Source organism: Actinoplanes sp. NPDC048791 (assembly GCF_040650095.1).
Classification (GTDB): domain Bacteria; phylum Actinomycetota; class Actinomycetes; order Mycobacteriales; family Micromonosporaceae; genus Actinoplanes.
Genome location: NZ_JBEZGQ010000144.1, coordinates 1 through 12,756, shown reverse-complemented (window position 1 = coordinate 12,756; position 12,756 = coordinate 1). Strand labels below are relative to the sequence as shown.

Annotated in this window: 13 protein-coding genes; 9 read left to right on the top strand and 4 right to left on the bottom strand. The window is 69.8% G+C overall.

Features of this window, described 5'->3' with window-relative positions:
* The 3 genes from AB0C29_RS13845 to AB0C29_RS13835 all read left to right on the top strand — a co-directional run.
* On the top strand, positions 1-188 hold a 188-nt coding region (locus AB0C29_RS13845), incomplete at its 5' end, for a glycosyltransferase (RefSeq protein ID WP_360819843.1).
* Complete coding sequence (locus AB0C29_RS13840) at positions 182-904, top strand: class I SAM-dependent methyltransferase (RefSeq protein ID WP_360819840.1); 723 nt, start codon at positions 182-184, stop codon at positions 902-904. The genes AB0C29_RS13845 and AB0C29_RS13840, both read left to right, overlap by 7 nt.
* Entirely contained in the window at positions 901-1,917 is a 1,017-nt protein-coding gene (locus AB0C29_RS13835) for a prenyltransferase/squalene oxidase repeat-containing protein (protein ID WP_360819837.1), read from the top strand. Before AB0C29_RS13840 ends, AB0C29_RS13835 begins: the two co-directional genes overlap by 4 nt.
* On the opposite strand, the gene AB0C29_RS13830 is transcribed toward AB0C29_RS13835, so the two are convergent.
* The 3 genes from AB0C29_RS13830 to AB0C29_RS13820 are packed head-to-tail and all read right to left on the bottom strand — an operon-like array spanning position 1,914 to position 5,012.
* On the bottom strand, positions 1,914-2,597 hold the full coding sequence (locus AB0C29_RS13830; RefSeq protein ID WP_360819834.1) for a class I SAM-dependent methyltransferase: 684 nt from the start codon (positions 2,595-2,597) through the stop codon (positions 1,914-1,916). The genes AB0C29_RS13835 and AB0C29_RS13830 overlap by 4 nt on opposite strands.
* A gap of 7 nt (positions 2,598-2,604) precedes the next feature.
* On the bottom strand, positions 2,605-3,807 hold the full coding sequence (locus AB0C29_RS13825) for a nucleotide disphospho-sugar-binding domain-containing protein (RefSeq protein ID WP_360819831.1): 1,203 nt from the start codon (positions 3,805-3,807) through the stop codon (positions 2,605-2,607).
* Positions 3,804-5,012 (bottom strand): DegT/DnrJ/EryC1/StrS family aminotransferase, encoded by a 1,209-nt coding sequence (locus AB0C29_RS13820; RefSeq protein ID WP_360819828.1) that lies wholly within the window; start codon positions 5,010-5,012, stop codon positions 3,804-3,806. The genes AB0C29_RS13825 and AB0C29_RS13820 overlap by 4 nt, the downstream gene beginning before the upstream one ends.
* A 92-nt stretch (positions 5,013-5,104) precedes the next feature.
* Between AB0C29_RS13820 and AB0C29_RS13815 the strand changes: the two genes are divergently transcribed.
* From AB0C29_RS13815 to rfbB, 6 genes are all read left to right on the top strand, one after another.
* The gene (locus AB0C29_RS13815; protein ID WP_360819825.1) at positions 5,105-7,216 is read left to right on the top strand and encodes an MMPL family transporter; all 2,112 of its coding nucleotides are present in this window, start codon (positions 5,105-5,107) and stop codon (positions 7,214-7,216) included.
* Positions 7,217-7,260: 44 nt separating this feature from the next.
* On the top strand, positions 7,261-7,773 hold the full coding sequence (locus AB0C29_RS13810) for a hypothetical protein (protein WP_360819822.1): 513 nt from the start codon (positions 7,261-7,263) through the stop codon (positions 7,771-7,773).
* Positions 7,770-8,915 carry a histidine kinase gene (locus AB0C29_RS13805; RefSeq protein ID WP_360819820.1) on the top strand — a complete coding sequence of 382 codons (1,146 nt, stop codon included), beginning with the start codon at positions 7,770-7,772 and terminating at the stop codon, positions 8,913-8,915. Before AB0C29_RS13810 ends, AB0C29_RS13805 begins: the two co-directional genes overlap by 4 nt.
* Positions 8,912-9,571 (top strand): response regulator transcription factor, encoded by a 660-nt coding sequence (locus AB0C29_RS13800; protein WP_360819817.1) that lies wholly within the window; start codon positions 8,912-8,914, stop codon positions 9,569-9,571. Before AB0C29_RS13805 ends, AB0C29_RS13800 begins: the two co-directional genes overlap by 4 nt.
* Positions 9,572-9,651: 80 nt before the next feature.
* Complete coding sequence (locus tag AB0C29_RS13795; protein WP_360819814.1) at positions 9,652-10,719, top strand: glucose-1-phosphate thymidylyltransferase; 1,068 nt, start codon at positions 9,652-9,654, stop codon at positions 10,717-10,719.
* The gene (gene rfbB, locus AB0C29_RS13790) at positions 10,716-11,717 is read left to right on the top strand and encodes a dTDP-glucose 4,6-dehydratase (protein WP_360819811.1); all 1,002 of its coding nucleotides are present in this window, start codon (positions 10,716-10,718) and stop codon (positions 11,715-11,717) included. The genes AB0C29_RS13795 and rfbB overlap by 4 nt, the downstream gene beginning before the upstream one ends.
* 74 nt (positions 11,718-11,791) lie before the next feature.
* Here rfbB and AB0C29_RS13785 read toward each other — a convergent pair whose 3' ends face one another.
* Positions 11,792-12,115, bottom strand: coding sequence for a PqqD family protein (locus tag AB0C29_RS13785; protein WP_360819808.1), 324 nt, complete (start codon positions 12,113-12,115; stop codon positions 11,792-11,794).
* Between the last annotated feature and the right edge of the window lie 641 nt (positions 12,116-12,756).

Here is a 12,756-nt window from a genome sequence, read left to right as displayed (position 1 = left end):
CGGACTCCGCGGCGCTCGCCGAGCGCCTCGGTGAGCTGCTGGACGATTCCGGAGAACGCACCCGGTTGGGCCGGGCCGGCCGGGCCCGGGTCGAGCGGCAGTTCACGTGGGCCCGGTGCGCCGAGCGCACCGTCGAAAGTTACCGCGCGGCGATCGCCGCGCAGGAAGGACGCTCCGACCGGTGCTGACCATCGATTTCGCGAGACTGCCGCTGAAGCCGGGCGACCGCGCCCTGGACCTCGGCTGCGGCGCGGGACGGCATGCCTTCGAAATGTACCGGCGCGGTGCGAAGGTGACCGCCGTGGACCTCAACCCAGCCGATATCGCGCAGGTCAAGGACATGTTCGCGGCGATGGACGCGGCGGGTGAGACCGGTGCGGCGGGTACGGCGATCGCCTTGCGGGGCGACGCGCGGCGCCTGCCGTTCCCGGACGGCTCGTTCGACGTGGTCGTTCTCTCGGAGGTGCTGGAGCACATCCCGGACGACCGGGCGGTCATCGCCGAGGCGCAGCGGGTGCTGGCGCCCGGCGGGATGCTGGCAGTCACCGTTCCGCGCTGGTGGCCGGAGCGGATCTGCTGGGCCCTCTCCGACGCCTACCACCAGGTCGAGGGCGGCCACATCCGGATCTATCGGCGTGGCCAGCTGCTCTCACGCCTGCGCGCTGCCGGCTTCACCCCGAAGGGCACGCATCACGCGCACGCCCTGCATTCGCCGTACTGGTGGCTCAAATGCCTCGTGGGTCCGGACGACGAGCAGGCGCGCCTGCCGCAGCTGTACCACAAGCTCTTGGTGCACGACATCATGCACCGTCCGTGGTGGACCCGCATCCCGGAACGTCTGCTCAACCCGCTGGTCGGTAAGAGCTTCGTGGTCTACCTGGGCAAGGAGAAGGTCCCGGCATGACGGAGACCGTCCTGCTCCCCGGCATCCTCGACGACGACTCGATCAACCGGACGGTCGAGTACATCCTGCTCACTCAGCAGCCCGACGGCGCCATACCGTGGTTCACCGGCGGTTACACGGATCCGTGGGACCACGTCGAGGCGGCGATGGCCCTGGACGCGGCGGGCCGGCACGAGGCGGCCGCGGCGGCGTTCGACTGGCTGCGCCGGGTGCAGAACCCGGACGGATCCTGGTACAGCCGGTACCAGGACGGTGTCGTCACCGATCACACCAAGGAGTCCAACTTCGCCGCGTACCTGGGTGTGGGGCTCTGGCACCATCTGCTGTGCACCGGCGACACCGCCTTCCTGCGGCGGATGTGGCCGGCGCTGCAGGCGATGGTCGACTTCGTCCTGCGCCTGCAGCTGCCCGGCGGCCAGGTCGCCTGGGCGGTCAGCCCGGCCGGCACCCGGGCCGACGAGGCGCTGGTGACCGGCTGCAGCAGCATTCTGCACGGACTGCGGGGCGCCCTGGCGGTGGCCACTCATCTCGGCCTGGCGCGCCCGCGCTGGCAGGAGGCGGCCGACCGGCTCGCCGGCGCGTTGACCGGGCATCCCGAACGGTTCTCCCCGCGGCACAGGTTCTCGATGGACTGGTACTACCCCGTCCTCGGCGGTGTGCTGCGCGGTGACGCCCGACGCGAACGCCTGGCCGGTGACTGGGACCGATTCGTGGTGCCCGGCCTGGGGGCCCGGTGCGTGGCCGACCGGCCGTGGGTGACCGCCGCCGAAACCAGCGAGCTGGCCCTCGCCCTCTGCGCCACCGGCGACACCGCCGCCGCCGCGGACCTGCTGGCCGGGCTGGAGAAGCTACGACACAGCGACGGCTCGTACTGGACCGGTTACGTGTACCCCGATGACGCCTACTGGCCGGTCGAGCGGACGACCTGGACCGCGGGAGCCGTCGTGCTGGCCACCGCGGCGGTCATGGGTGCGCCGGCGACCAGCCAGGTCTTCGCTACGCCGGTCGGCTAGGGCACGGACGGGCGGACGTCTCCGACGACCACCGGGTTCTTGCGGAGCACCCGCAGCGAGCCGGTGCCGTCCGCGGCCGACTCGGTGAACTCCCCGCTGTCCAAGGCCCGCCGATAGATCCGGTAGGGCGCCTGCCCGCCGTCGGCGGGATCCGGGAAGACGTCGTGGATCACCAGCAGGCCACCGGGCAGCAGGTGCGGCGTCCAGCCCTGGTAGTCCTGTTCCGCGGCGGAGTCGGTGTGCCCGCCGTCGACGAACACGAGCGCGACCGGGCTCCCCCACAACGCGGCGGCGGTGGCCGAGGAGCCGACGAGCGCCACGACCACGTCCTCGAGACCGGCGCGATGCAGTGTGCGGCGGAAGGTGGGCAGCGTGTCGATGCGGCCCGTCACCGGATCGACGAGGTCGGGCTCGTGATACTCCCAGCCGGGCTGATGCTCCTCCGAGCCGTGGTGGTGGTCGACGGTGATGAGCCGCCGGCCCCGGGCCTGAGCCGCGGCCCCGAGATAGACAGTCGACTTGCCGCAGTACGTGCCGACCTCCAGCAGGTGGCCGAGCTCACCGGCCTTGATCCCGGCGGCGTACAGCGCCAGCCCTTCGTCCGGCGGCATGAAGCCACGGGTCTCCGTCGCGATCGCCCGGAGCCGGGCATCCATCGGCACCGGGTGCGCGGCCGTCACCGTGGTCCTACGCCCGCTCGGCGGTGGCCGGGTCGAAGAGCTGGGCCAGTGTCCGCAGCGGTCGTACCACTTCCGCCGGCGCGGGCAGGGCGTCGTTCTCGGCCTTCAGGCGCCGCGCCGCGGCCGCGTACCGGCCGTCGCGGGGCAGTAGATCGGTGACCATGCGGCAGATTGTGTCACGGTCCATGTCCTCCCAGTCGAGCACCAGACCGGCCCCCGCGCCGGCCAGCCGCTCCGCGTTGAAGGCGTGGTCCGGCAACGACGGGGTGATCAGTTGCGGCACTCCCGCGGCCACACCGGTCAGCACCGTGCCGGTGCCGCCGTGCGAGACCAGCACGTCGGCGTCGGCGAGTATCCGGTGCAGCGGCACGTCGTGCACCACCCGGACGTTGGCCGGCAGGCCGGTCAGGAGGGCGCCGTCGGCCCGGGACACCGCGACGACGACGTCGACGTCCAGCTCCGCTATCGCGGCGATCTGCTGCGGTACGCCGAAGACGTGCGCGCCGAGGACCGGATCCGTGGTGCCGCCGGTGACGCACACGAGCGGTCGCGACGTGCGCATGCCGTACCAAGCTGACTCGCCGGCCGACGCGTAGTACGGGACGTAACGCATGTGCTGCGCCGGATACGGTGTGTCCACCTGCAGGCTCGGCGGGCAGTTGTCGAGCGTCAGCGTGCCCCACACGTCGTCGGTGTCGAAGCCGTACCGGGCGAACAGGTCCCGGACCGGTCCGCCGACGCCGCGCCCCATCACCTGGCGGAAGTGTCCTGGCAGGTCGGGGCCCCACAGGTGCCGGACCGACGGGATGCCGCGCAGGTTGGCCAGCACCGGGCCCGCGTAGCTCATCAGGTCGTACACGACCAGGTCGGGCTGCCAGGACTCGGCGAACTCGATGGTCTCCGGCAGCATCGCGTCGGCAACCTCCACGAAGACCTCGACGGCGTGCAGCAGCTTGCCGTAGTCCATGGCCACCCGGGTGGTCGCCGAACTCTGCTCCGGGTCCAGCTCCAGGGCGCCCTTCAGCAGGGAGTGGAAGTCGACCGGCCGGCCGGCCGGCACACCGATGAGGCCGGTGCCCTCCACTGTGGCGAGGTGGTCGGGAGCGGTGACGACCCGTACGTCCACACCGTCGGCCGCCAGCGCCCGGGCCACCGGCACGAGCGGATAGAAGTGGGAGGGCCAGGCCCAGGTGGTGAACAGCGCTTTCATGAACTCTCCCGTGCTCGGACGGATACGGTCGGCCGTGACGTCGGCTCGCCGCGCGCACCGGTTGCCCGCGTGACCAGGTCACGGATCAGACGGCAGATGAGCCCGACGTCGTCGGCGGTGAGGTCGGCGGAGTTCGGCAGCACGAGGATCTGCTCGGCGAGACGTTCGGAGCGGGGCAACGGCAGCGGCCGGTGCCGCTCCTGCGGGTACGGCTCCAGCCGGTGGTTGCCGGGGTGGAAGTACACCTTGGCGAAGACGTTCTCCTCCGCCAGGCGACGGACGATCTCGTCCCGGGTCACACCGGCACGCGCGGGGTCGACCAGGACGGACAGGTACGAGTAGTTGCTGGCGTCGGCGGGCCGCGGGCCACGGACGGCGATGCCGGGCAGGTCCCGCAGACCGTCGGCGTACCAGGTGTGCCGCTGCTCGTTGCCGGCGATGAGGCCGGTGATGTTCTCCACCGCGGTCAGGCCCATCGCGGCGGAGATCTCGTGCATCTTGGCGTTGGTGCCCAATGAGCGCACCACGCCGTCGTCGTCCTGACCGAAGTTGCGCATCGCACGCACCCGCGCGGCCAGTTCGTCGTCGTCCGTGGCGACCGCGCCGCCCTCGAACGAGTTGACGAACTTGGTCGCGTGGAAGCTGAAGATCTCCGCCCGGCCCAGCGTCCCCACCCGGCGCCCGTCCGTCGCCGAACCGAGCGCGTGCGCGGCGTCGAAGAGCAGGACGAGGCCGAGCTCGGCGGCCACCGCCTCCAATCCGGCCGCGTCACAACAGGTGCCCAGCAGGTGTACGCCCACGATGCCGCTGGTGCGTGGCGTGACGAGCCGGCGGACATGGTCCGGGTCGAGGCAACCGTAGGCGTCGACGTCACCGAAGACCGGGGTCAGTCCCTGCCAGCTGAGCGCGTGCGGTGTGGCGACGTAGGTGAACGAGGGCACGATCACCTCGCCGGTGAGGCCGCACGCGCGCACGGCGAGCTCGAGGGCGACGGTTCCGTTGGTCACCGCGATGCAGTGCCGGGCGCCGGTCAGCCGGCGAAGGCGATCCTCGAACTCCCGCACCAGCGGGCCGTTGTTGCTCAGCGTCCGCCGGCTGAGAGCCCCGGCGATGCGGTCCAGCACGCGGTCCCGGTCCGGGATGTTCGGCGCCCCCACCCGGACGGCGTGGCCGAATGCGGCACTTGCCGCCGGCGTCGCACTCACAGCGACGCCCGACGTCGCCACCGCGATCGGGCGACTTCCACCTCAGCACAATGATGAGTCACATCGGTACTGTATTGCATAACATCACCGTAGTGATAGCCGTCGACGTCGAGGAGAAGACGATCGTGTCGCGACACGTGAGGCACCGGCGTGGGCCCTGGCTCGCGCTCCTGCTGGCTTCCTGGACGCTGCTGGCCGCGTTCGTCCTGCCGTTCGCCGATCGCCTGAGCCTGTTGGACCAGGGCGACAACTCCGGACGGATGGCCGCGGGAGCGGCCTCCACCGAGGTCGCCCGGCTCGAGGAGCAGGTTCGGGGCGACGTGTCCGATCTCGTCGTGGTCTTTCACCGCGACGGCGGGCTTTCCCCCGCCGACCTGGCCGCCGTGACCGCGAGTCGGGACCGGGTGGCGGCCACGACCCCGGACACCAGCACGGTGGTCCGGGCGCCGGACGGTGCGGCAGCGAGCTTCCGGACCACGGCACCGGCCCACGCCGAGGCGGAGGCAGTGACCCGGCTGCGTGCTGTTCTCCCCGCCGGCACCGGCCTGCGGGTGGAGGTGACCGGCCCGGGCGCCCTCGAGGCAGATCTGGACACCGCTCTCGACGGGGTCGACGGCAAGCTGCTCACCGGCTCGGCGATCGTCGTGGTGATCATTCTGCTGCTCACGTACCGGAGCCCGACCCTGTGGCTGCTGCCGCTGATCTCCGTGGCGGTCGCTCTCGAGGCGGCACGGGCAGCGGTCTACGCGTACGGCAAGCTCGGTGGCGCCGTCACCGGCTTCGGCACCGCCATCCTGACAGTGCTGGTCTTCGGCTGCGGCACCGACTACTCGCTGCTGCTGATCACCCGCTATCGGGAGGAACTACGCGGGCAGCAGGACCGCTTCCCGGCCATGCGGCGGGCCCTCGCCAGGTGCATCGGCGCGATCCTGGCGTCCGCCGCGACGGTGGCCGCGGCGCTGCTGTGCCTCCTGCTGGCCGATCTCGGCGAGACCCGGTTGCTGGGTCCGACGCTCGCCATCGCCGTACTGGTGACCGTCCTGGTCGTGCTCGGCCTGCTGCCCGTACTGCTGCTGGCCGGCGGCCGGTGGATCTTCTGGCCGATGACCCCGGCCGTCGGCACGACCGGCCGGACCGCGGGCTGGGCCTGGACGGCTCGTACGGTGGCCCGGCGTCGGCGTACCGTGCTCGTCGGCGGGACGATCGGGTTGCTGCTGCTCAGCGGCGGGCTGGCCGGGGCGCGCCTGGACCTCGACCCCACCGAGGCGTTCCGCGACACCCCCGAGTCGGTGACGGGCCTGTCCACCATCGCCGACCACTTCTCCCCCGGCGCGGCCGCCCCGGTGGTGATCGTTCTTCCCGGTGGCCGCGACCAGCAGGTCTTCACGGCGGTACGCGACACGCCCGGCGTCGTGGCCGTGCGGTGGGACAGTGCGATCGCCGGGCGGGCCGTGCTGGAGGCGACGTTGGACAGCGGGCCGTACGAGCCACGGGCCCGCGCCGTGGTGACCGAGGTCCGCGCCCGCCTCGACGGCACCGCGGCACTGGTGGGCGGGACCACCGCTGAGCAGATCGACCGGAGCCGGACCACCCGGCGTGACAACGAGGTGGTGGCGCCCTGCATCCTCCTTCTCATCGCGCTGATCCTGGGCTTGTTGCTGCGCTCGGTCGTCGCAGCCGTCTGCCTGGCCCTGACCGTCGTGTTGAGCTTCACGGCCACCCTCGGCGTCAGCGCACTCGCCTACGATCACCTGTTCGGCTTCGCCGGGATGAGCCCCGAGACACCGCTGTACGCCTTCCTCTTCCTGGTACCGCTCGGCGTCGACTACACGATCTTCCTCATGCACCGGGTACGGGAGGAGACCTGGTCGGCCGGGACCGCCGAAGGGATGCTGCGCGGCCTGATCGGCACCGGCGGAGTGATCACCTCGGCCGGTGTCGTCCTGGCGGGCACCTTCGCGGTGCTCATCACCCTGCCGCTCGTCCAGTTCGCCGAGGTGGGTTTCGCGGTGACGCTCGGGGTGCTGCTCGACGCCTTGGTCGTGCGGGCCACGCTGGTCCCGGCGGCCGTGCTGACACTCGGCGACCGGATCTGGTGGCCGGCCCGGGTGCCGGGCGGACCGCGCACCGGGCGGCTCTCCACCCTGGAGCCGACCCGGCCGATCAACTCACGGATTGATGTGGCATCCACGCCCGATCACTAGCCTCGGAGGCGAAGCCCGGCGCACTGACCGAAGGAGCAGGGACGATGTTCTCCACACCAGAATGGCTCCAGGACGCGCTCCTGTGGGCCCTCGGTGCCGCCGTGGTGGCCATCATGATCTACCGGCAGCTCCGCCGGCGGCAGCTGACCCTGCGGCGGCTCGCCGCGCTCCCGCTGGTCGTCGCGGTCCTTGCTTTCATCGTCGACCCTGACATGGTGGACCGGCTGCACCAGTCGCTGGACCTCATGGTCTTCGGCGTCGGCGTGCTGCTGGCTGTCGCGACCGGCATAGCGCGCGCCTTCACCATGGACGTGTCCATCGTCGACGACGTCGCGTTCGCCCAGGGCAACCGCCGGACGGTGATCCTGTGGTGCCTGACCTTCGCCTTGCGCATCGGCGAGTTCGTCACCGCCCACTACATCGGCGCGGAGGAGGGGGTCGGCGAGGCGATGCTCTTCTTCGCCACGACGCTCACCTCCCAGAGCTGCACACTGGCCTGGCGTGGAGCGGTCGCCCTCAGAAGTACGCGGAACGACGCCATGGAGTTCGTGGAATGAGCGGAGGTCCGCTGTCCCCCGCCGTGGAGGCCGTCACCAAGCACCATCGGTGGTACGGCGGCGCCTCGGACACCGTCCGCATCGCGGGCGGTGTGCTGTACGCCGCTCTGGCCTTCGCCACCGTCTCCGGCCGGCAGTACCTGTACGCCGTCCCGCTCGTGCTGGTGACCCTGGCGGGCGGGAGCTACGCCCGGTTGCTGCGTGACCGCGGACCCCGGCATGTCCTGATCGGCCTGACAACGGCAGTGGCGGCCGGCGACGTCTTCTACGCCCTGGCGCCACGCTCGGTCGGCTGGGCCGTGTCGCTGGTGGTGTTGCCGTGGGCGCTGGGCCGGCTGCCGGTGCGATGGACCGAAGTGTTCGGGTTGACGGTGGTGACCGCCGTGAGCGCCATCGGTTTCCTGCGTGACTCGACCGCGGTGGCCTTCGGTCTGATGGCCGGCTGCCTCGGCGTCACACTGATCGGATTCAGCGTCCGTACCGCCCGCCGGCAGGCCGCTGACATCGCCCGGCTGCTGGTCAGCGAGCGGGCGGCCCGGACCGCGGCGGCCCGTTCCGAGATGCTCGCCGAACGTCAGCGGCTGGCCCGCGAAGTGCACGACATCCTGGGCCACACGTTGTCGGCGCAGGTCATGTGCCTGGAGAACGCGCTTCTGCTGCTCGACCGCGACGCGCCCAAGGAGGCCGTGACCAAGCAGGTGGAGCAGGCCCAACGGCTGGCCCGCGCCGGCGTCATGGAAACCCGGCGAGCGGTGTATTCCCTGCGCGGGACAGCCCGCCCCGCACCCGAGACGATCGAGCGGCTCGCGACCGAGGCCAACGCGGAGTTCACCTGCTTCGGCGAGGACCGGGCCGTGTCACCGGAGGTGGCGCTCACCCTGGAACGGGCGGTGCAGGAGGCGCTGACCAACGCTCGCAAGTACGCACCGGGCGCGGACGTCACGGTGCACCTGCAGTTCGACGAGGAAGGCTACGGGGTAGACGTCACCGACACCGGTGCCCGTGAGCCGCACGTCCCCACCGACACCGGTACCGGATACGGACTGGCCGGAATGCGCGAACGGGCCGAGTTGCTGAACGGCCGGTTCGACGCGGCCCCGTTTGGTGAAGGGTTCCGGGTCCGGCTATGGATACCAGCATGACTCGAGACTCACGAACGATCCGTGTTGTCATCGCCGACGACCAGCGCCTCGTCCGTGACGGCCTGCAGATGATGCTGTCCATGCTCGACGGCGTGCAGGTGGTGGCGATCGCCGCCGACGGCGACGAGGCGATAGCCGCGGCCGCCGCCCACGATCCCGACGTGGTGTTGATGGACCTGCGGATGCCCCGCACCGACGGGGTCACGGCGACCCGGCGGATCCGGACGGAGTTCCCGCGGACCGAGGTTGTCGTCCTGACCACCTTCGCCGAGGACACCGAGATATTCGGCGCTCTGCGCGCGGGTGCGCGGGGCTATCTGACCAAGGACGCGAGCGCCGAGGAGATCGCACGGGCCCTCGAACGGGTGGTCCGGGGCGGCGCCGACCTCACTCCGGACGTCCAGCGCCGGTTGCTGGAACACCTGCCGCTGTCGGCGGACGTCTTCGACGGCGAGGCGCCCGACGGGCTCACGGAGCGGGAGGTCGACGTCCTGCGACTGGTGGCGCGCGGGCTGTCGAACACCGACATAGCCGCCGCGCTGGTGCTCAGCCAGGCGACGGTCAAGACCCACATCAACCACGTCTTCGCCAAGACCGGGGTGCGCGACCGCGCCCAGGCCGTCGCCTACGCCTACCGGCGGGGACTGATGTCCTGATGGGCCGCCCCGCCGGCTCGCCGAGGAGCCACGACGAATGTCAACCGACCGCTGTGTCACCGCGTCAGGATCGGAGCTGAATGAAAGCACTCGTACTGGCCGGCGGTCGAGGCACCCGCCTGCGCCCGCTCACCCACACCTCCGCGAAGCAGTTGTTCCCCGTCGCCAACAAACCCGTCCTGCTGTACGGATTGACCGCCATCCGGGACGCCGGCATCACCGACGTCGGAATCATCATCGGTGACACCGGCGCGGAGGTGCGCCGCACGCTGGGCGACGGCAGCGATTTCGGCGTCACCATCACCTACATCCCGCAGGAGGCGCCGCTGGGCCTGGCCCACTGCGTCCTGATCGCCCGCGACTTCCTCGGTGACGACGACTTCGTGCTCTACCTCGGCGACAACTTCCTGGTCGGTGGCATCCGCGACCTGGTGGAATCCTTCCGTCCCGAGGTGTACTCCGCGCAGATCCTGCTGACCAGGGTCGACGACCCGCAGGCGTACGGCGTGGCGGTGCTCGACCGCAGCGGCGAGATCGTCGGACTGGAGGAGAAGCCCGCCGACCCCAGCAGTGACCTGGCGATCGTCGGGGTGTACCTCTTCACCCGGGCGATCCACGAGGCGGTCCGGGCCATCAAACCGTCGCGCCGGGGCGAGCTGGAGATCACCGACGCCGTGCAATGGCTGATCGACGAGGGCCACCGGGTGGCCTCCCACCGGGTGACCGGCTACTGGAAGGACACCGGCCAGGTGCAGGACATGCTCGAGTGCAATCGCATGGTGCTGGAATCCGCGCAGACCAGCATCGAGGGCACCGTGGACCCCGCGACCGAGATCATCGGCCCGGTGATCATCGAGGAGGGTGCCGTGGTCGAGGACTCCATGCTGCGGGGACCGCTCATCGTCGGCGCCAACTGCAAGATCATCCGCTCGTACATCGGGCCTTTCACCTCGATCGGCTCGGACTGCACGCTCGAGGACGCGGAGATCGAATACTCGATCATGTTCAGCTCATCGACGATCCGCGGTGTCTCCCGTATCGAGTCGTCGCTCATCGGCCGGTACGTCGAGGTGACCCTCGCGACGAAGGCTCCGAACACCCATCAGCTGGTGGTCGGTGACCAGAGCACCCTGCGGCTGCGGCCGTGAGGGCTCTCGTCGCCGGGGGTGCCGGCTTCATCGGGTCGCACTACGTGCGCAGTCTGCTGTCCGGCCGTTACGGTCCGGACGCCGAGGTCACCGTGCTGGACAAACTCACCTACGCCGGCAACCCGGCGAATCTGGCCGCGGTCGCCGCCGACCCGCGGTTCCGTCTCGTGCAAGGGGACATCACCGATACCGAATGCCTCGATCGGCTGCTGCCCGGTCACGACGTGGTGGTCAACTTCGCCGCCGAGACACACGTCGACCGGTCCATCGCGGACGCCGGATCCTTCGTCAACAGCAATGTCGTCGGGGTCCACCGCCTGCTCGAGGCCGTTCGCAAGGCTCGGATCCCCACCATGATCCAGATCTCCACCGACGAGGTGTACGGCTCGATCGACGCCGGATCATGGACGGAGGACGACCCGGTGCTGCCGAACTCTCCGTACTCGGCGAGCAAGGCGTCGGGTGACCTGCTGTGCCGCGCTTACCACCACACGTACGGCCTGGATGTGCGGGTCACGCGGTGCTCCAACACGTACGGCCCCTTCCAGTACCCCGAAAAGGTCATTCCGCTGTTCGTCACCCGGCTGCTCGACGGAGGCCGGGTTCCGCTCTACGGAGACGGCGGAAACATGCGGGACTGGCTCCATGTCGATGATCACTGCGACGGCGTCCAGACCGTGCTGGAGCGGGGCGAGCCGGGCGAGATCTACAACATCGGCGGTGGCACCGAGCTGTCGAACCGCGAGCTGACCACGATGGTGCTGGCCGAATGTGCCGCGGACTGGTCAGTCGTCGACCGGGTCACCGACCGGCCCGGCCACGACCGCCGATACTCCGTCGACATCACGAAGATCAAGAAACTGGGGTACGAGCCGCGGACACCGTTGGCCCGCGGCCTGGCCGACGTCGTCGCGTGGTACCGGGAGAACCGAGCCTGGTGGCAGCCCGCCGTTGCCGAGGGCACGCCCACCACGGGTGAAAGGATTCCGGCTTGCTGAAATGAGCATCGCCCGACGGGCGAAATGCGTGCGCCGTGTACCGACTTCTCGTCTGCACACGGCGCATTCGGCATTCACATCTGGCTGGAGATCACAATCGCGACGCCAAGATCGACAACGGCGCGAAGAAAGCGATCGACATCCAGCCGCACAAGGTCCGCACGAATGGATCCGAACCGGCGGCCGACGATACCGACAATCTGCTCCTCTGTCCGGTTGCCGTCACAAAGTTCGAGAATGCAGCGTCCGACGTCATTGGTCGTGAAGCTGGCCCCGTCGTGTTCCGCGACGACATTGTGCAATCCTTCGCCAACTTCTTCGATCGCCACCATTCCACACTTCGGAACGGTCACAGCCAGCTCGCCACCCGCACTACTCTCTGGTACTGCCTCTTCCACCTTCGATTCCCCCGTATCTCGCACCGGCATCACCCCGTAGTGCCACAGTCATCGGGATCCCCCACTCTCCCGACCGGCTTGAGCTGCTAAAACTCCCCGATCGCAGCATCACCGGCGCACAGGTTCACAGGCGTCCGGGCACCGTCGCGGGTGGCGATCGGCCGGCCGTCATGCTCCTGCGCTTGTTATTCAACGACTGCCGTCGTTCATACTACATTCAACTCCCGCGATGTTATAGCCGTGTTGCCGCCGAAGATCAACGGCCGATCGACCCGATGAGATGATCTGCACGATCTGCACACTGCTCCAGATCGGCTCTTAGCGCCACCCCGCCACGTGACACCCGGATAGACCGGTCGCCCACGGGTCGCGGCCATCTCGCCGGCCATCGGTTCTGAGCTGCAATGAACCTGAAGCACCGCGGCGGACCACCGATGATCAGCCGTTCGGAAACCGGCGAGAGCATGCGCCCGACAACGACAAATCCACTCCCTGCACTCCGGCCGGGGTACAAATTCACAGCCATTTCATAGGAGCCTCTGCTACGGTCGCGCAAAGCCGCATCGCAACACATGCCGCGCTATCCGGCGGGCGCCGCACCGGAGATCATCGCTAGCCTCGACGGTCGCAGTGCGCCGCCG

Coding starts and splice junctions, on each gene's coding strand:
- AB0C29_RS13835 (WP_360819837.1), top strand. CDS start 901: ATGACGGAGACCGTCCTGCTCCCCGGCATCCTCGACGACGACTCGATC.
- AB0C29_RS13825 (WP_360819831.1), bottom strand. CDS start 3,807: ATGAAAGCGCTGTTCACCACCTGGGCCTGGCCCTCCCACTTCTATCCG.
- AB0C29_RS13810 (WP_360819822.1), top strand. CDS start 7,261: ATGTTCTCCACACCAGAATGGCTCCAGGACGCGCTCCTGTGGGCCCTC.
- AB0C29_RS13805 (WP_360819820.1), top strand. CDS start 7,770: ATGAGCGGAGGTCCGCTGTCCCCCGCCGTGGAGGCCGTCACCAAGCAC.
- AB0C29_RS13800 (WP_360819817.1), top strand. CDS start 8,912: ATGACTCGAGACTCACGAACGATCCGTGTTGTCATCGCCGACGACCAG.
- AB0C29_RS13795 (WP_360819814.1), top strand. CDS start 9,652: ATGAAAGCACTCGTACTGGCCGGCGGTCGAGGCACCCGCCTGCGCCCG.